Raw genomic sequence first — 17757 nt, 5'->3', positions numbered from 1 at the left:
AGATGAGCATCAACACTGTGCAGTTCCAGGCTGGATTGTCGATGCCTGAGTTCTTTGCGTCCTACGGCACCGAGGCCACCAAGTGTTACCGCGCTTTGTACAGATGGCGGTGGCCACATGGATTTCGTTGTCCGCGCTGCGCTGGGCGCGAGCGCTCGCGCTTCAAGCGGGGTGGCGTCATCTACTACCAGTGCAGCGCGTGCCGGCACCAGACCAGCCTGATCTCAGGCACGATGTTCCAGGGCACCAAGCTGCCACTGCGCACCTGGATGCTGGCGCTGCACCTGTTGACCTCGACCAAGACCAACATGGCTGCGCTGGAGCTGATGCGTCACCTGGGCGTCAACTACAGGACCGCCTGGCGGATGAAGCACAAGATCATGCAGGTCATGGCCGAGCGCGAAGTCACGCGTCGACTGTCCGGGTTCGTGCAGATCGACGATGCCTACCTGGGAGGGGAGCGCAACGGTGGCAAGGCTGGGCGCGGATCGGAGAACAAGCAACCGTTCCTGATTGCGGTGCAGACCGATGCCAGCTTCACGGCGCCGAGCTTTGTGGTGATCGAGCCGGTGTGCAGCTTCGACAATGCCGCGCTCACGGACTGGATCGCCCGTCGCCTGGGGCCAGAATGCGAGGCCTACACTGACGGGTTGGCCTGTTTCCGCCGCCTTGAAGACGCCGGCCATGCACACACCACACTGGACACCGGCGGCGGACGCGCAGCCACAGAGGCCGCCGGTGCTAGGTGGGTCAATGTGGTGCTTGGCAACCTCAAACGTGCCATCAGCGGCGTCTACCACGCCATCGCGCAAGGCAAATATGCAAGACGGTATCTGGCCGAAGCGGCCTATCGCTTCAACCGCCGCTTCCGTCTGCGCGAGATGCTGCCACGACTTGCCACGGCGATGATGCGTTGCAAGCCCTGCCCGGAGCCGGTCCTGCATGCTGCCAGCAATTTCCATGGCTGAGGGTCAGGGCTAATCAGGACAGGCGAAGCCTCAGCCACCCGATGATCATCCAGGCGGCGGTCTCAGGCGCGCTGAGTCGATACACATCCGCACCAAGCACTTGACCAGCCTGATGATTGCCCAAACAATCCCGGCAATATCCGGCAATATCCGGCCGATGGCATGCAACGATTGTCAGACAATTGCAGCCCCCCCATCGCCTAGCGATGGCTTTTCGCGAACCATCAGGGCGACACCACATGCGGGGTCAGCAGAAACAGCCGTTGCATGCGGGTCCCGCTTTTTTGGCGGTGCTTGAACAGATTACCGACCAACGGAATCTTCGACAGGCCCGGTATCGCATTCAGATCGGTCTCGTCGGCATCGTAGGCGTATCCTGCAATCAGCAGGCTTTGGCCTTCATTGACGAACGCCTGGGTCGTGATCTCGCTGGAGGTAATGACCGGAATGCCGTCCACGGTGTTGGATCCGAGCTGGCCATCCTCGATACGCACATCCAGACGCATCTGACCGTTCGGCGAGCCCGGCACCACGCTGGGCAATACCCGCAACGACACCCCGGCGGAGAGGTTATAAAGATCGGCCGATGCGTATCCGCTCACCCGGACGAATGCCTGTTGCTTGTGGTCCATGACCGCTTCGACGTTGTCCAACGTCGCAACCTGGGGCGAAGACACGATCTTTGCCTTGTTCGTCGTCTCCAACGCCGACACGCGCGTCATCAGGTAGCGCCCCGCATCTCCCAACACGGCCGTCAAGGTGCCGCCCACCGGCGTGGTCGCGCCATCGGTGGCAGCGCCGCTCAATGCGCCGTTGAAACCCAACTGACCGCCACGGCCGTCGCCGGTCTGTATGTCCGTGTGCTGGCTGTGGAAGCGCCAATCGACACCGAGATCCTGCATGGCACCATCGCGGATCTCGATGATGGTGGCATCGATCTGCAGCAACTTGGGCCGGTTGTCCAGCTGTTGGATCAGGGTGCCGTAGCTCTGCATCCGCTCCGGTCGATCGCGGATCAGGATGGCGTTGGTGCGCGGGTCGGCTTCGATCACCGGCGCATCGGAGGCCAGCTCTGCGCCACCACCGGCGTCGATCGGATTGGATTCATCGCGCCGCCCCTTGCTAAGTTCCGGCCATACGCTGGCCGGCGACCCCGCAGCCGCGGCGGCTCCGCTGCCGGGCAACGGCGGGCTGACCGGCACGCGATCGGACGACGATGCGCCCCCGAACCAGGACGAAGGCAGCCCGAGGATGCCGCTGGCCCCGCCACCTTGACCCTGTGCGGCATTGCCGAATGTGTTGGAGGACCCACCGCCGATCGGCTGTACCCGCCCAAAGTTGGCGCCAGGCCCGGGTATCGCCGCGACCGGTGCGCCGCGTGCACCGTACATGCTGCGCAACAGACTGGCCATGCCGGGAATCTGCACATCCTGGCCGCCGATGCGCGTCGTGTGGTCGGCCGCTTGCGCATAATGCAACTGAAACACCTGCACTTCGGTGGCATCGCGCTGACGCGCGCCCTGCTCGACCTGCTTGGCAATCGCCGAAACGGTATCCACATACCCTGGCGGCCCGGAGACCACCGCCACATGCGCGGCCTCGTCGTAACGCACCGGGAAGCGCGGATCGTCCAGGCGCATGCGTGCAAGTGCGTCGCGCAGTGACTTCGTCGATGCAGTCCCCAGGCTCAAGGTCGCGCTCTTGGATTCGTTCGCACCCCAGATCCTGAGCACGGCACCGTCGTAGTACCAGACAAAGCCGTAGGTGGCCGCCAGATCGTCGAGGAATTTCTGCGGGGAGGTTTCGAATTTGCCGCTCAGGGTGCCGGTCACCTCTGGCGAGATCCAGGTGGCGATGGACTGGCTGGCGGACAAATCACGCAGCACTTCTTTGAGATCCTTGTTGTCGGCGACGTATTTGAACGTGCGCGAATGCCACGGGACCTGGGCGGCGTCGGCATGTGGCGACAACAGCGGCAGCAGGCTGAGCATCAGTACGGCGGCCAATGGAGCACGTCGGCGGTGGGCGGTGGTACAGGCAGGAGCCATGGCGTTCCCTCTGCTAGGCAAGTGAAAAAGTCGATAGCGACCAGTGTAGGAAGTGCAAAGCCGGGAATGTCTCAATAAAGATCAGTGCGTCGCGCCTCCCTTGCCAGACAGGTTGGCAGCATCGTGCAATTGCTGCTGGAAATGCAGGAAACCGAGTGCTTCGCCGAATTGCGCGATGAAGACGCTGGTCAGCAAGGCGAGCAGCAACAACGCCAGCACCCCACGGATTGGCTGACTCAAGTTCGACGGTTCGAGTTTATCGGCCGCTCGCGCCACCAGGCCGATCGCAAGATCCACCAGCACAAGCACCAGCATCACCGGTGCGGACAGTTTGACGACGGCGGCCATCATGCTGTCGGATTGCTGGATCACTAACGATTCGGCAACCGCCCCCATGTTCGGCCCAAGCTGGGTCAGCGGCCACCAGCGAAACGATTCGAACAACGCGCCGAGCAACATCAGCATGCCGCCCAATGCGTAGAACGAAACGATGGCCAGTTGCAGCAGCACCGTGGACACCGGCGTGCTTTGCTGGCCGCTGAGCGGGTTGGTCATCTGCACATTGTTGTAACCGGCAAGGTCGTCGATCAGCAGGCCAACGCTCTCGGCGATCCAGAACACCGTCGATGCGGCAAACCCGATCAGCAGACCGACGAACGCCTCCTTGAACACCACCCCGACCAGGCCGGCCGTCTGGATCTTCGCCAGCGCATCGGCCGGCTGCCCATAGGCGATGAACGAGCTCAGGACGTAGATGACGCCATTGCGCGCAATTCCGGGAAGACTGTCCTGCGCCGTTGCCGGTAGCACGATGAACATCACGAACACGCGCACCCCGCACAGTGCCAGCAGGGTCAACAACGACACGCCCTGCGAGGAAATGGCCAGCAAGGCTTCGGTGGCGTCGTTCATCGGGCGCCCCCATGTGCGGCGCGGTGCGAACGCAGCCCGACCAGTGCCTCGATCGCGTCTTCTTCCTCCGCTGCGTCGCGTTGCGCCTGTCTGGCGCGGCGCGCACTGGCGGCCTTGTCTGCGTATACCTGCGCCTGTGCCTGCAGCTTGCTCAGTGCCTGCTGCACGGACGCGAGCTCATCGCGGGCACTATGCAATGACTGATCCGCCGCTGCCCGCGCCTGCTCGGCAGCACGACAGGTCTCGACCAGCACGGTGCGGAAGCGTTCGTGCTGCAGGATCGTATCGATATCGATCGAACCCCCCACGCCGGTTTTGTCCATCAGTGCTGCATCGCAGTTGGCCAAGCGCGTGGTGCAGGCCTCTGCTTCCTGTCTGCACCTGGCAAGTTCGCGGTCGCAGTGTTCCAACGCACGCCTGCAGTCACTCAGGCGTTCCTGCATGCGCTCGCAGCGGCGTGCCTTGAGCTGGTGCAGCACCGACCAGGTGTAGGCAGGCTCACGCATCGTCGGTCACGCTGGTCAGCAGTTCCAGCGTATTTTCGTAGGCACTGAGCTGGTCGGTCGGTTGGCTGAGAAAGTCGCGGATCGCATCGATCCTGTCGATCGCTTCGTCGGCAACGGCATCGCTTCCCTGACGGTATTCGCCCACCTGCACCAGGGTTTCCACCTCGTTGTACTTGGCGAGCAGGCGCCGCAACCGGCCAGCGGCCTGGGAGTGGTCGTACGGGACGATCTGGCTCATCACCCGGCTCAGGCTGGCCAGCACGTCGATTGCCGGGTACTGGTTCTTGGCCGCGATCTCGCGAGAGAGAATCAGGTGCCCATCGAGGATGCCGCGCACTTCCTCGGCAATCGGATCGCTGCCGGTATCGTCCTCGGCCAGCACGGTGTAGAACGCGGTGATCGACCCGCTCTCGCCCATGCCCGCGCGTTCGAGCAGGCGCGGCAACTCGGCGAACACCGATGGCGGAAAGCCGCGGCGTGTGGGCGGCTCGCCGGCGGCCAGACCGATCTCGCGTTGCGCGCGGGCAAAGCGCGTCAGCGAGTCCATCATCAGCAGCACGCGCAGGCCCCGATCCCGGAAATACTCGGCGATGGCGGTGCCGACGTAGGCGGCCTTCGCGCGCTCGATCGATGAGCGATCGGAGGTTGCGCAGACCACGACGCTGCGTGCCAGACCATCGGCGCCGAGAATCAGCTCGATGAACTCCCGCACCTCGCGCCCTCGCTCGCCGATCAGCACGATCACATTGACATCGCACTGCGTACCGCGCGCGAACATTCCCATCAAGGTGCTCTTGCCGACGCCTGCTGCAGCGAAGATGCCCATGCGCTGGCCCTCGCCCAGCGTCATCAGGCCATCCACGATCCGCACGCCGGTCGGCATGGGGTGTTCGATCAGCCGCCGACGCATCGGGTCCGGTGCCTGCGCCTGGATCGGCACCCAGGTGTCACAGGCGATGGCTCCTTGCCCGTCCGATGGCTCGCCCAGGCCGTCGAGCACGCGGCCCAGCAAGGCCGGTCCAACGGGCACCGCCAACGGGCGCCCCAATCCGATCACGCGCGTCTCGCGCGACAACCCGATCAGCTCCCCGAACGGCGCCAGCAACGCCAGATCGCGACTGAAGCCCACCACTTCGGCCCGCTGCAACAAGGTGCCATCGCGTTGGCGCAACTCGCACACCTCGCCCAGGCTGACCTGCACGCCGGCCACCTTGAGCATGGTGCCGACGACTTCGACCACCTTGCCGTAACGACGACCGACCGCGAGCGTGGCCAGTTCGCGTTCGAGCGTTGTCTCCAGCAGGGGCGTCTCAGCCAGCATCCGCCGGCTCCTGGGGTGCGGCCAACACGCGGCGAATGACGCGCCGCAGACTGCTCAGCTGATCGCGCAGATCGGTCTCGAACACGCCCGTATCCCATTCGCACACGCAGGCGCCCACGGCCAGGTCGGCATCGCCGCATAGCTCGACCTGCAGGGTCCAGCCCGCCTCGGTGGCGGCCGCATCGAAGGCGCGCCGCGCAGCGTCCACCGCGTCGGGGTACACGCTCACCCGCAGGGCCTTGGCCTCGTCCAGGGCACCTTCCAGGGCCTGCGCCGCACGCGCATACAGCGCCGCGGGATCGTGTCCGAGGATGATGTGCTCGCAGGTGCGCGCCACAATCTCGGCCAGACGCTCGCGTGACCGCTGCGCGGCCGCTTCGGCGGCAAAGGCATGGCGCAGGCCCGATTCGTTCCACTCATCGAGCTGACGTCGCAGGCCGGCTGCATATCCCAGGCGTGCGCTGCGCTCGGCCTTCTGGCGCGCATCGTGCAGGATCGCCTCGGCCTGCTGCTGGGCCTCGTCGACCAGCGTCTGTGCACGTGTCTGCGCCTGGCTCAGGGCCTGTTCGCAGCGTGCGTGCACCTCGGCAGTGGCAGCGTCCAGCGCCAACACCGAGGCCAGCGCCTCGCGCGGAATGACATCGCAATCCAGGCCGATCGCATCGGGCGTTGACCTCAACCACAGACGCATGACGCCTCCGGTATCAGGGTGGGAAGCGCGGTCAGGAAGGCATCGCTCGCACCGTCTGCTGCGACGGTGGCCACCTGTGCGGCGCCCAACGGCAAGGACAGCGCCAGCAGCTTGGCAACAACCGGGTTGGACCAGACGCCATCGGCCTGCATCCGACGCCAACCGTCGCCGACCCACGCCGCCTGATCGGCATCGCGAGGCAACAGGGGCACGGGGAGGCCGGCGGACGCGTTCTGGCGCACATGCTCAAGCACGGCCGGCCCCACACACTGTTCGAGCCAGTCCAGACGTTCGCGCTCGATACAACGACGCACCGCCAACCCGCGCGAGAACAACGCCCGCGCGATCAGGACCTTGGCCAATCGCTCGGGCATCAGCAGGGCAAGTTGGTTCGCATGCAGGCCGAGTGCAGACGGCGACAATTCCGACCATCCAGACCACGCCTGGATTACCCGCATACGACGGTGGACGGGCGCCGCTGCCCAGCCCGACGCTGCCACCGGGCCAAGCCAATGCGCCACCCGTGCGGCGTCCAAGGATTCTGCCAGTTGCGCCAACGCGTCCGTCCAGCGCTGAACACAGCGTGCCGCATTGTCGATCCGCGTGTTGTCCATTCGGCGCTCACCCGGCTTTGCCTTTCTTCAACTCGCGCAGGCGCTGCCAGCCGCCCCAACGGCCCGCCTGCGGGTTTGGCCACCAATACAGCGCCGCCGCGCCCGCCAGGCACAACGCCAACGCACACCCGGCCAGCCACGGCCATGGCGAAGGTCTCGGCGGTGCCGATGCGGTGAACTGCGCATCGCTCTCCGCTCCGCCCGGCACCAGCGTGACACTGACGTTTTCGTAGGTGAGTCCCTCCACGCTGTGCATGACCAACGTCTTGATGTTGGGCACCAGGCTGGTCAGATCGCTACCGACGCGGAACTTGATGAACACCGCAGCGCTGGACGGCTTTACCGAGGTGGACAGCGGGTCGTTGTTGGGCAGCACGATTTCCACATCGGCCGAGATCACCCCATCGATATTCGACAAGGTCTGCGATAGCTGCTGCGACACACCATAGATGAAACGTACGCGCTCTTCGGTGGGTGTCGAGATCAGCCCGTCCTTCTTGAACATCTCGCCGAGATTGGCGTGCCGCTCATGCGGCAAACCATGCGCGCGCAGCACCTCCAGCGAATAGGACACCTGATCGTGCGGTGCGTTCACCGCCCAGGTCTTGCCGTCGTCTGGCGTGACCTTGGACGCATCCACGCCCGCATGCAGCAGCACCTCGAGCATGTCGTTGGCATCATTTTCGGTGAGCCCGGAGTACAGCTGCTGACTGCACGCAGACAGCAGCAGCGCCACCAGCAGCACCACCAGGCATCTCGGCGCGCGCATGCTACTGGTTCTTCACCAGCGTCTGCACGGCGTTCTTTCCCGATTGCGCCACGCCCACGCTGACATTGAGGTTGAAGCCGACCATGGTCAGCTCGTGCATCAACTTGATCTGCTGCGCTGCCATTTCCTGCAGCCCCATGGTCGGTGCCTGCATGCTGAAGGCATCGATATGCTCGGCGATGGTGCGCACGCCATCGTTCTGCACATCGACCACCCGGCTCATCATGCTCGGGTTGCCTACGCGCTGCATGGCGGGCGGCAAGGGGCTGGAGGATTGCATCAGCGCTTGAAAGCGATTCACCAGCGCTTGGTTGGGCGTTGCCACCGGCGACAGCGCTTGGGTCGCGGCAGCACTGGTGCCGGCAATCGCTTGGACAGGAGGAATGAGCGTCATCGCATACTCCTATGGGGTCGGGACTGGCGTCACTCAGGCGCGCAGGTACTGCGAATTCGGAACTTCCATCGGTGCTGAAGATTCGACCGGTACTTCCGCCGGCGCGGACGTTGGGGTGCTTCGCCCGGACAGCGCCTTGACCAGGGCCACCGCATCGGCATCGGCGTCTTCTTCGATCAGCCCGTCTGCAACGCCATGCCACGACGGGTCCCCCATCGCGAACAGGCAGCAGGCGTACAAGGCCCTGCACAGCGGCTTGGAGCCGGCGTCGCTCTCCAGTTCGCGCAACAGGCGCGCACCTTCCACGTAATTGCCGCGCTTGATCGAAATCCATGCATCGAAGGTGTCCAGCGCTTTCAGCTCTGGCCGCAGGACGCGGACTGCGGCCAGCACAGCGGCAGCGTCCTGAATCTTTTCATGGGTGAGTCCGACCGTGATCAGTTCGATGAGCCCACTCACGACCGACCCGGGACATTGAGTCTTCTCCACACTGCACCTCGTTTTTAATGGCATGCGGACCGTACACGTGGGGAACGCTACGCTCGCCACGCCGGCCGGATCCTTTCGGAAGCGAATATCGGAATTCGCTGGCGAACAAATCATTCCAGCTTCGCCAGGCCATCCACACATTCGCCTGGAAAACGGATCGCTCCACCACAGCTGCCCACAATCGGGGGCGCAGCGATCGCGGAAGGAGAAGGCAATGTCGGAAGAAAAAACCGAGAAGCCGACCGAGAAGAAACTGCGGGATGCGCGCAAGGACGGGGAAGTTCCGGTCAGCCCGGACGTCACTGCAGCGGCGGTGCTCTTCGGCGCGTTATTGGTGATGAAATCGGCCGGCGATTACTTCTCCGATCACATGCGCGCATTGATGACGATCGGCTTCGATTTTTCCGAACATACACGCGATGCAGCGGCCATCAACCGCGCACTCGGCCATATCGGCATCCAGGGATTGCTGTTGATGCTGCCGTTCCTGGCTGCCTGCCTGGTGGCCGGTATGGCGGGCGGTGCGTTCCAGACTGGCCTGAATGCCTCGCTCAAGCCGGTGGCGCCCAAGTTCGATTCCCTCAATCCCGCAACCGGGGTCAAGAAACTCTTTTCGTTGCGAAGCCTCATCAACTTGCTGAAGTTGATCATCAAGGCCATCTTGATTGGCGTGGTGCTGTGGGTCGGTATCCGCGCCCTCATGCCGATGATCATTGGGCTTGCCTACGAGACACCGCTTGACGTTGCGCAAATTGCCTGGCGCACCCTGGGCATGCTCTTCGCACTGGGCGTGCTGCTGTTCGTCCTGGTCGGCGCTGCAGACTGGAGCGTGCAGCGCTGGCTGTTCATCCGCGACAAGCGAATGAGCAAGGACGAGCAGAAGCGCGAAGTCAAGGAAAGCGAGGGCGACCCCGAAATCAAGGACAAGCGCAAGGAATTCGCCAAGGAGCTGGTCTTCGGCGACCCGCGCGAGCGCGTGGCCAAGGCCAAGGTGATGGTGGTCAACCCGACCCATTACGCAGTGGCGCTGGCCTACGAGCCCGACGACTTCGGCTTGCCGCAGGTCGTTGCCAAGGGCGTGGACGACGGCGCACTGGAACTGCGCGCCTTCGCGCATAACCAGGGCATTCCGATCGTTGCCAATCCGCCACTGGCGCGTGCGCTGTATCAGGTTGAATTGGGCGATGCAATCCCCGAGCCACTGTTCGAAACGGTTGCGGTGGTGTTGCGCTGGGTCGATGAACTCGGTCGCGACCACGGCGACGGCGATGGAGCCCTGCCATGCTAGGAGACCGCGTGCGAGCGACAAGGTATTTCGCTTATAGCGGCGAAGTAGCCATCGCCGCCCTGGTAGTGGCGGTCATCGGGCTGATGATCCTGCCGCTGCCAACGCCCATGATCGATACGTTGCTGGGCATCAACATCACCCTGAGCGTGGTGCTGTTGATGGTCACGATGTATGTGCCCGACTCGATCTCGCTCTCGTCGTTTCCTTCCCTGCTGCTGTTCACCACGCTACTGCGGCTGTCCTTGAATATCGCCTCGACGAAGTCGATCCTGCTGCATGCCGAGGCGGGCCATATCATCGAGAGCTTCGGCGAGCTGGTGGTCGGCGGCAATCTGGTGGTGGGCCTGGTGGTTTTCTTGATCATCACCACCGTGCAGTTCATCGTGATCGCAAAGGGCTCCGAACGCGTTGCCGAGGTCGGTGCGCGCTTCACGTTGGACGCAATGCCCGGCAAGCAGATGAGTATCGATGCCGACCTGCGTGGCGGCAACCTGACCGCAGATGAGGCACGCCGCAAACGCGCGCGGCTGGCCATGGAAAGCCAACTGCACGGCGGCATGGATGGCGCCATGAAATTCGTCAAGGGTGATGCGATCGCCGGCCTGGTGATTACCATGGTCAACATCCTGGCCGGTATCGTGGTCGGCGTGACCTACCACGGCATGACGGCCGGCGATGCCGCCAACCGCTTTGCGATCCTGTCGGTGGGCGATGCGATGGTGTCGCAGATCGCCTCACTGCTGATATCGGTGGCCGCCGGCGTCATGATCACCCGCGTGGCCAACGAGAATGAGACCAGGCTCAGCTCGCTCGGGCTCGATATCGGCCGTCAGCTCACCAGCAATGCGCGGGCCCTGATGGCAGCGAGCGTGCTGCTGGCCTGCTTTGCGTTCGTCCCCGGCTTTCCCGCCGTGCTGTTCCTGCTGCTGGCAGCGGTCGTCGGCGCCGGTGGCTATACGATCTGGCGCAAGCAACGCGACATCAGCGGCACCGATCAGCGCAAGTTGCCTTCGGCGAGCCGTAAAGGTGCCAAAGGCGAGGCGCCACATATTCGCAAAAACGCCCCGGATTTCGCCTCACCCTTATCGATGCGGCTGTCGCCGCAGCTGGCCGCTCTGCTCGACCCCGCGCGGCTGGATCAGGCGATCGAAAGCGAGCGGCGGCAATTGGTCGAATTGCTGGGCTTGCCGTTTCCCGGGATCGCGATATGGCAGACCGAGTCGCTGCAAGGCATGCAATACGAAGTGTTGATTCATGATGTCCCCGAGACACGCGCCGAACTGGAGAACACCGACGACATGCAGGCCGCACTGGCCCGGCAGGCCATCGCACCCCTGCATGCACGAGCGCACTTGTTCGTCGGCATCCAGGAGACGCAGTGGATGCTGGAGCAGGTGGCCGTGGACTACCCCGGGCTGGTTGCGGAAGTCAACAAGGCGATGCCCGCCCAGCGCATAGCCGATGTGTTGCGGCGCCTTCTGGAAGAAAGGATTCCGGTGCGCAATATCAAGAGCATTCTGGAAAGTCTGGTGGTCTGGGGGCCGAAGGAAAAGGATCTTCTGATGTTGACCGAGTATGTGCGCTGCGATCTGGGCCGTTATCTGGCGCATACCGCAACCGCAGGCACCGGGCAGCTGCCCGCAGTGATGCTCGACCATGCTGTCGAACAACTGATCAGGCAATCGATTCGCGCGACCGCGGCCGGCAATTTCCTGGCACTTCCGCCCGAGCAGGCGAACCAGCTTGTCGAACAGGTGGAACGCATCGTCGGCGACCATGCGCAGCATCCGCTGGCGGTGGTCGCGTCGATGGACGTGCGCAGGTATGTGCGCCGCATGATCGAAGCACGGCTGACCTGGCTGCAGGTCTATTCGTTCCAGGAGCTGGGTTCGGAGGTGCAGCTGCAGCCGATCGGTAGAGTGGTGGTGTGATGCGCAAGCCGCCCCTCCGCCATGTGCGCATCCTGCCGGTCAGCGGCGCACTGCAGCGGCCGGCGGCTCCAGCCACGCCGGCCCGGTCGGCGCTGCGCTCCAGCTTCCTGCAACTGCGCCAGCGCTTGCGCAGCGCACAGCTCGCGCTTCCCTGCATGGTGTTGCCACCGCAGTGCGACGAGGATCGGCCGGAGCCTGATGCCGAGGAGGGCTTCACCGAGGCGCATGACAGCGTGCCCGTGCAAACCGACCCACCCTTACGTATCGAGGGGACGAAACACCAAGAGCCGTCCCAAGGCAACGACGATGGCGCAGTGGGGCGACAGATTGCGACCGAGTGGATACGCACGCAACGCGCCCACATGGCGATCGACCACATCGCGCTGCGGGTGGCCGAGTTCTGCAATGCCCAACCGGTGCGCAGCGCAGGGAGCTGGGAAGCGTGGCTGGCTATCGACCAAGAGGTCGTCGCACAGACGACGTTGTTTTTGCGGCTTTCGCCGGACCAGCTATCGCTTCGCTTCAATACCAGTTCGCCAGATGCGCGCGAGGTACTTTGGTGCGGAAAGCAGCGCCTGGAGGCTGCACTGACGTCCACGCTGAGTAGCACGCTCCAGATCAGCATCGAGGTTGTCTAACGCGGCACTGGCGACAGAAAGCCATTTGGAGGAACTCCATCTTGCTAACCGAGCAGAGCCAGACTCCGCCGGCATGTGCACTCTCTCAGGCGTTGACGCGCGTTGCGGCCGAGCGCGCCCAGCTTGGCAGAGTGTTCGGCGACCCACGCGCAGCACGCCAATGCGGCTTTGCCACGCATTGCCGTCGCATCTGGCCCAATGATGCGGCCCGCCTGCGCCTGCAGCTGGATGCCGGCCAGATGGAGTTGCGGATTGCCGCGCGCGACGGCTTGGCGCTGCTATTGAACGAGGACGATGACGCACTACGCGTTTCGATCGCGGGAATGCTACTGGCTGATCGCCTGGGCGCATTTGCGCCGCTCGGCCTGGGCGCTGCCGAGGTGATCGCCTTCGAGCGCGATGCAGAGCCAGACGACTGCCACGGCATCGGCATGACACTGGGCGATCTCGATGCCATTGCGCTGACGGCGAGCGCGCCGCTGCTGGCCACGTTGCAGGCCGCAGTCGGCGGACTTGCGCCGCCCGCGCAGCAGCCAGCCTGGCTGGCTGCACTGCGCGTCAACACGCGCCTGCGCATCGGCGGGCGCACCGCATCGGCGGCATTGCTGCAGTCGCTGCGGCCTGGCGATGTCTTGCTGCATTGCACGGCCTCGGCTGCGGTGACCAGCGGCGATGTGCTCTGGGGTATCGCCGGAGGCGTGGTATTGCGCGCGCCAGTGCGCTTGAACCTGCAACAGATGATTCTGGAGGCCAGCCCCACCATGCAGCACGATACGTTTGAGCCTGAAGTCGCGCCGTCCACCAGCAACGTGGCAGAGCTGGAACTGCCGGTGCAGCTGGAAGTGGATCAACTTGCGCTGTCTCTATCGACCTTGTCGGGTTTACAGCCCGGGCAGATCCTGGAGTTGTCGGTGCCGGTCGATCAAGCCGACATCCGCCTGGTCGTTTACGGCCAGACCATCGGCACCGGCAGGCTGCTGGCAGTGGGCGAACATCTGGGCGTGCAGATCCTCAGCATGTCGGAGAGCACGCATGCAGATGCCTGACGTCGGCTCGCTGCTGCTGGTGGTCATCATGCTGGGCTTGCTGCCCTTCGCAGCGATGGTGGTCACCTCCTACACCAAGATCGTGGTCGTGCTCGGCCTGCTGCGCAATGCGATCGGGGTACAGCAGGTGCCGCCCAACATGGTCCTCAATGGCGTTGCATTGCTGGTGTCGTGCTTTGTGATGGCGCCGGTGGGCATGGAGGCGTTCAAGGCCGCACAGAACTACGGTGCCGGGTCGGATAACAGCCGCGTGGTGGTGCTGCTCGACGCCTGCCGGGAGCCGTTTCGGCAATTCCTCCTCAAACACACACGCGAGCGCGAAAAGGCGTTTTTCATGCGTTCTGCACAGCAGATCTGGCCCAAGGACAAGGCCGCCACGCTCAAGTCGGACGACTTGCTGGTCTTGGCACCGGCATTCACGCTCAGCGAATTGACCGAAGCCTTCCGCATCGGGTTTCTGTTGTATCTGGTGTTTATCGTCATCGACCTGGTGGTGGCCAACGCGCTGATGGCGATGGGCCTTTCACAGGTCACCCCGACCAATGTGGCAATCCCGTTCAAGCTGCTGTTGTTTGTCGCCATGGACGGCTGGTCGATGCTGATTCACGGCCTGGTTCTGAGCTATCGGTGACGCCATGGACCATGACGATCTAGTGCGATTCACCTCCGAAGCCTTGCTGCTCTGCCTCAAGGTGTCCTTGCCGGTGGTCGGTGTCGCTGCGTTGGCCGGGCTGCTGATCGCCTTCGTCCAGGCGGTGATGTCGCTGCAGGATGCATCGATCTCGTTCGCGCTCAAGCTGGTGGTGGTGGTGGCCGCCATTGCCGTGACGGCGCCGTGGGGCGCCTCGGCCATCATGCAGTTCGGCCAGGCATTGATGCAGGCGGCGTTCCCATGATCCGTCGCATCTCGCCCGGCACCTTGCGGCCCTCGGTTTCCATCGAGCATGGCGGCTCGCATCACCATGGCGATCATCATTCCGATGCGGCAGGCACCAGCGCGGGGTCGCCTACCGACATTGCGGCACGAGCACCGCGTCTGCGCCCTGCTCCACCGCGCAGGCGACGCCGCGGGATCCGGTCGCTGGACGGCCAGGAGGATGAATTCGACGCCAACGAGCAGGAAGAGATCGAAGCCAAACGCGAGTGCGCACTGCGCGGACGGGTGAGCGTGGCGATCACGCCGGCCCAGAGCCGGGAGCATGGCCAGGGCGACCAGCACGGCGGTGACCGCAGCACGCATACCGACGATCCGCAGGCCGGTCCGTGGCACAGCGCCGCTCCAGCGCAATTGAGCGACAGCATCCGCACGTGCATCGACGCGATTGTCGATCGCTACGTGACCAGGCGCGACGCCGATCCAGTGGCCAAGCGACACGCGCTGGCTGCTGCGCTTGTCGAGCTGCGCGCCGTCGGCGTTTCGCATCCTGCCGTCGCCCCCTTGACCGCAACGATCTGGAGGTTGATGCGCGAGCATCTACGCGCGTACGACAAGGCCACTGCGGCGGAAAACCTGCTGGCCTTGCGGACCCGATTGCTGGAGTTGATGCCATCGGAGTTGGAGCCGGTGCCCGCGCTACGCAATTTTCATCTCCTGCTTCCACTGATCCTGCTGAATGCGGAAAAACCGCGCAGACGCATCGACCGTACACATGCCATCACACGTCTGAACACACTGCTGATTGAGCAACCACAACAGGCGGCTCAGGAGGTTCGCCCATGACCATGCAGCTTCGCGTACTGACAGGAACCCACGCAGGCGCACGATTAGATTTGGCGCAAGGCCGCTACACCCTGGGGAGCGATCCCCAAACCGATATCCGAATAGACGATTGGCCTGGTTGCTCACTCATTATCGAGGTAGACCAAGATGGTCAGATCCGCTATAGCAGCGACACGGTGCAAGAAACGTTCTTTGTTGCGTTTCAGCCGGTCCGCTTCGGCCCGCTGGTGCTATGCGTTGGCGATGCTGCTGCCGAGTGGCCGGACGATGTGGCGTTGCTGGAGCGGCTGCTTTCCCCAGCACCGCCGCCGGCGCCGCGCGCGTCCAGGCGCAAAGTCTTGCGTACTGCGGTGGGCGCCGTGCTAGCGCTTGCCGCCGCAGCGTTGCTCCCCTCGTTGCAGCCGGCGTTTCTGTCCGATGCGGCCACCCGGCAACATCCGGAAAATACCCTCAATCAGGCCAAAGCCTTATTGAAGCAGCTGGGCTTCCGCGAAGCGCACGCAGAACAGGTCGGCACGCGCGTGCTGATCGAAGGCCTGGTCCCCAGCAGCGCCGATGCCGCACGCTTGCGTGCACAGGTGCATCGCTATCACCCAGGCGTTGCCGTCAACGTGGCGGTGGTGGACGAGGTCGTGGCGACGCTGCGCGACACCCTGGCCGACCCCGCCCTCACCGTCCGTTACGAGGGCAATGGCGTTTTCTCGGTTTCCGGCAGCAGCGACTACGCAGAACGCGCAAGCCGCCGGATTGCCGACGTCCGCAGCGACCTGGGCCCGGAGGTCCGCGCGCTGCACGTAGAGATCAGCCAGCAAGACCCGTCCATCAAACCACCGGACAATTACGACGCGGCATTGCTCGCCGATGGCCTGCACTATGTCGAAACGCCGGATGGCACCAAGCATATGACATCCCTGCCGCAGCAAGCGGCGCAATGAGAGATCACACCATGTTCGATGCAATGACCGATGCGGTCACTCAGGATATGAGCAAGATTCTGCAGGCCAAGGCGATGGATCTGTCCGGCGAGCGGCTGCGCAACGTGGAGACAGCGCTGGATGCCACTGCGCAACAGATTCGCGTGCACTGGTCTGCAGCGAGCGACCAGGTCGCGCGCAACGACTTCAACGTCTTGTATGACGGCATCACGGCCGCGCGCAACATCGTCGCGCACATCGCAAGCATGCCGTAAATCGATTTCTTGGTCGCTCGGACCAAGTAAAACGCGCCGATAGGCGCACCATTACATGCTCACTACGAAGGAGTACTGGTATGCAAATTTTTCCTGAAGTAAGCTCGTGGAGGTCCCGTGTTGGCCAATGCATGGATGGCTTCACCGGTGGTTTGTCCAATGGAATTTCCGGCGCTGCTGCACTCTCTGGTGCAAACGGCCAGATGGATTCGCTACTCGGCGACATGTCAGCCTCGGACGACGCTCAGAAGTCCATGAACAACAAGATCACGATGCTCAAAAACGATCTGGACTTCAACGTGGCACTCAACAAGTTCATCGGCAAGGCGGGCGACAACGCTAAGCAGCTCGTTGGCCAGTAATGGGCTCGGGCATGCGCAGGGCTTGTAGGGGGTCCTGTGCATGTCTCACCACAGATGAGCAGCGCGCGATTCGAAACCATCGTTCGACAGATGTGCGAGGCACTGGACTTGCCGGATGTGGAGTCGGTGCTGAATCGGCGTGTGCTTTGGGTGGAGGGCTTTGAGGTCTATCTGCACCTGCCGACCCCACAGCCCGAAGACGACGTAAAGGAAGAAGCACTGTATCTGCGCATCGCCTACGGGTTACCACCTGCCGGGCGGACATTGACCGTTTTCAGGCTTCTGCTCGAAGCCAATCTCTCGGTGTATGCGCAGGACCAGGCACAGCTTGGACTGAACGATGACGGCGTTATCGTGCTGATTGTGCGGGTACCGCTGGACGACGACGTGGATGGGGCGTGGATCTGCGATCTGCTTGCCCACTACGCCGAGCATGGCCGCTACTGGAACAACAATATCTTCGTGGCGCACGACGAGATGTTCGAAGGAATCGCGACGGGCAACTATCTGTGGTTACGCGCCTGATACAGGCTTGTTGGCAGCTTGCCGAAGCCTCAATCACGGCCGCAGCGGCGCCCATTCGCCATGGCACAGCAACCTAGCTTGCCGGCCAACTCCACCGGCCTGGCACTCCTCTGCCCGATGGCGCCGGTGGCGCTGAGTGAAACCCACTTGCCATGTCGAAGCCTGACACGCCTGCATCTGCGCTGGCTTGCTCCCCGATATAGGTTTGGCGGGAGATCGCAGGTCTGTCGTGCCGGCTCACCGCGATGGCCGACACTGCACAGAACAAAGGCAGGCGCAGACGCATGGTCTACACCGTGCACATCCGCGACGGCAGCTGATGCACCGGTGCTGTTGGCGCTGACGA

At 63.5% G+C, this 17757-nt stretch carries 21 protein-coding genes; 12 read left to right on the top strand and 9 right to left on the bottom strand.

What is annotated here, in order from left to right; genetic code table 11:
* Nucleotides 1-2: 2 nt before the first annotated feature.
* Entirely contained in the window at nt 3-968 is a 966-nt protein-coding gene (locus tag HLH45_RS06820; RefSeq protein WP_008575466.1) for an IS1595 family transposase, read from the top strand.
* Between the two features lie 224 nt (nt 969-1192).
* Here the strand turns inward: HLH45_RS06820 and sctC are convergent, their stop codons facing one another.
* The 9 genes from sctC to HLH45_RS06775 form a co-directional block, all read right to left on the bottom strand.
* Complete coding sequence (gene sctC / locus HLH45_RS06815; protein ID WP_008575464.1) at nt 1193-3016, bottom strand: type III secretion system outer membrane ring subunit SctC; 1824 nt, start codon at nt 3014-3016, stop codon at nt 1193-1195.
* 81 nt (nt 3017-3097) lie between these two features.
* Nucleotides 3098-3928 carry a type III secretion system export apparatus subunit SctT gene (sctT, locus tag HLH45_RS06810; protein WP_008575462.1) on the bottom strand — a complete coding sequence of 277 codons (831 nt, stop codon included), beginning with the start codon at nt 3926-3928 and terminating at the stop codon, nt 3098-3100.
* On the bottom strand, nt 3925-4434 hold the full coding sequence (locus HLH45_RS06805) for a type III secretion protein HrpB7 (RefSeq protein WP_008575461.1): 510 nt from the start codon (nt 4432-4434) through the stop codon (nt 3925-3927). The genes sctT and HLH45_RS06805 overlap by 4 nt, the downstream gene beginning before the upstream one ends.
* Nucleotides 4427-5755, bottom strand: coding sequence for a type III secretion system ATPase SctN (sctN, locus tag HLH45_RS06800; RefSeq protein ID WP_008575459.1), 1329 nt, complete (start codon nt 5753-5755; stop codon nt 4427-4429). Before sctN ends, HLH45_RS06805 begins: the two co-directional genes overlap by 8 nt.
* Nucleotides 5745-6446: a type III secretion system stator protein SctL gene (sctL, locus tag HLH45_RS06795; protein WP_008575457.1), complete on the bottom strand. Its 702-nt coding sequence runs from the start codon at nt 6444-6446 to the stop codon at nt 5745-5747. The genes sctN and sctL overlap by 11 nt, the downstream gene beginning before the upstream one ends.
* A complete protein-coding gene (locus tag HLH45_RS06790; protein ID WP_008575455.1) occupies nt 6431-7060 on the bottom strand; it encodes a type III secretion protein HrpB4 in 630 nt (209 codons plus the stop codon). The genes sctL and HLH45_RS06790 overlap by 16 nt, the downstream gene beginning before the upstream one ends.
* Before the next feature lie 7 nt (nt 7061-7067).
* The gene (gene sctJ, locus HLH45_RS06785) at nt 7068-7829 is read right to left on the bottom strand and encodes a type III secretion system inner membrane ring lipoprotein SctJ (RefSeq protein WP_008575454.1); all 762 of its coding nucleotides are present in this window, start codon (nt 7827-7829) and stop codon (nt 7068-7070) included.
* 1 nt (nt 7830) lies between these two features.
* Nucleotides 7831-8223 carry a type III secretion protein HrpB2 gene (locus HLH45_RS06780; protein WP_008575450.1) on the bottom strand — a complete coding sequence of 131 codons (393 nt, stop codon included), beginning with the start codon at nt 8221-8223 and terminating at the stop codon, nt 7831-7833.
* A 33-nt stretch (nt 8224-8256) separates the two neighbouring features.
* Nucleotides 8257-8712, bottom strand: a complete 456-nt coding sequence (locus tag HLH45_RS06775; protein ID WP_011346104.1) for an HrpB1 family type III secretion system apparatus protein — start codon at nt 8710-8712, stop codon at nt 8257-8259.
* Nucleotides 8713-8926: 214 nt separating this feature from the next.
* Between HLH45_RS06775 and sctU the strand changes: the two genes are divergently transcribed.
* From sctU to HLH45_RS06720, 11 genes are all read left to right on the top strand, one after another.
* A complete protein-coding gene (gene sctU / locus HLH45_RS06770) occupies nt 8927-10000 on the top strand; it encodes a type III secretion system export apparatus subunit SctU (protein WP_008575448.1) in 1074 nt (357 codons plus the stop codon).
* The gene (locus tag HLH45_RS06765; RefSeq protein ID WP_046932208.1) at nt 9994-11931 is read left to right on the top strand and encodes an FHIPEP family type III secretion protein; all 1938 of its coding nucleotides are present in this window, start codon (nt 9994-9996) and stop codon (nt 11929-11931) included. The genes sctU and HLH45_RS06765 overlap by 7 nt, the downstream gene beginning before the upstream one ends.
* Nucleotides 11931-12569, top strand: coding sequence for a type III secretion system protein SctP (gene sctP, locus HLH45_RS06760; RefSeq protein ID WP_008575445.1), 639 nt, complete (start codon nt 11931-11933; stop codon nt 12567-12569). The genes HLH45_RS06765 and sctP overlap by 1 nt, the downstream gene beginning before the upstream one ends.
* A gap of 92 nt (nt 12570-12661) precedes the next feature.
* Nucleotides 12662-13615 (top strand): type III secretion system cytoplasmic ring protein SctQ, encoded by a 954-nt coding sequence (gene sctQ, locus HLH45_RS06755; protein WP_033478971.1) that lies wholly within the window; start codon nt 12662-12664, stop codon nt 13613-13615.
* Nucleotides 13602-14246, top strand: coding sequence for a type III secretion system export apparatus subunit SctR (sctR, locus tag HLH45_RS06750; protein WP_003485742.1), 645 nt, complete (start codon nt 13602-13604; stop codon nt 14244-14246). Before sctQ ends, sctR begins: the two co-directional genes overlap by 14 nt.
* A 4-nt stretch (nt 14247-14250) precedes the next feature.
* On the top strand, nt 14251-14511 hold the full coding sequence (gene sctS / locus HLH45_RS06745) for a type III secretion system export apparatus subunit SctS (RefSeq protein ID WP_008575435.1): 261 nt from the start codon (nt 14251-14253) through the stop codon (nt 14509-14511).
* Complete coding sequence (locus tag HLH45_RS06740; RefSeq protein ID WP_008575433.1) at nt 14508-15335, top strand: hypothetical protein; 828 nt, start codon at nt 14508-14510, stop codon at nt 15333-15335. The genes sctS and HLH45_RS06740 overlap by 4 nt, the downstream gene beginning before the upstream one ends.
* Nucleotides 15332-16270 (top strand): HrpD5 family protein, encoded by a 939-nt coding sequence (hrpD5, locus tag HLH45_RS06735; protein ID WP_033478969.1) that lies wholly within the window; start codon nt 15332-15334, stop codon nt 16268-16270. The genes HLH45_RS06740 and hrpD5 overlap by 4 nt, the downstream gene beginning before the upstream one ends.
* A gap of 11 nt (nt 16271-16281) precedes the next feature.
* The gene (hrpD6, locus tag HLH45_RS06730) at nt 16282-16524 is read left to right on the top strand and encodes an Hrp regulator HrpD6 (protein ID WP_033478968.1); all 243 of its coding nucleotides are present in this window, start codon (nt 16282-16284) and stop codon (nt 16522-16524) included.
* A gap of 80 nt (nt 16525-16604) precedes the next feature.
* Entirely contained in the window at nt 16605-16886 is a 282-nt protein-coding gene (gene hrpE / locus HLH45_RS06725) for an HrpE family protein (RefSeq protein WP_008575426.1), read from the top strand.
* A gap of 54 nt (nt 16887-16940) precedes the next feature.
* Complete coding sequence (locus HLH45_RS06720) at nt 16941-17411, top strand: CesT family type III secretion system chaperone (protein WP_008575425.1); 471 nt, start codon at nt 16941-16943, stop codon at nt 17409-17411.
* The last annotated feature ends 346 nt before the right edge of the window (nt 17412-17757 follow it).

This window comes from Xanthomonas euvesicatoria, from assembly GCF_013112235.1.
GTDB classification, from domain to species: domain Bacteria; phylum Pseudomonadota; class Gammaproteobacteria; order Xanthomonadales; family Xanthomonadaceae; genus Xanthomonas; species Xanthomonas euvesicatoria.
Note: the sequence above shows the minus strand (reverse complement) of the source record. Positions and strands in the feature narration are given on the sequence as shown.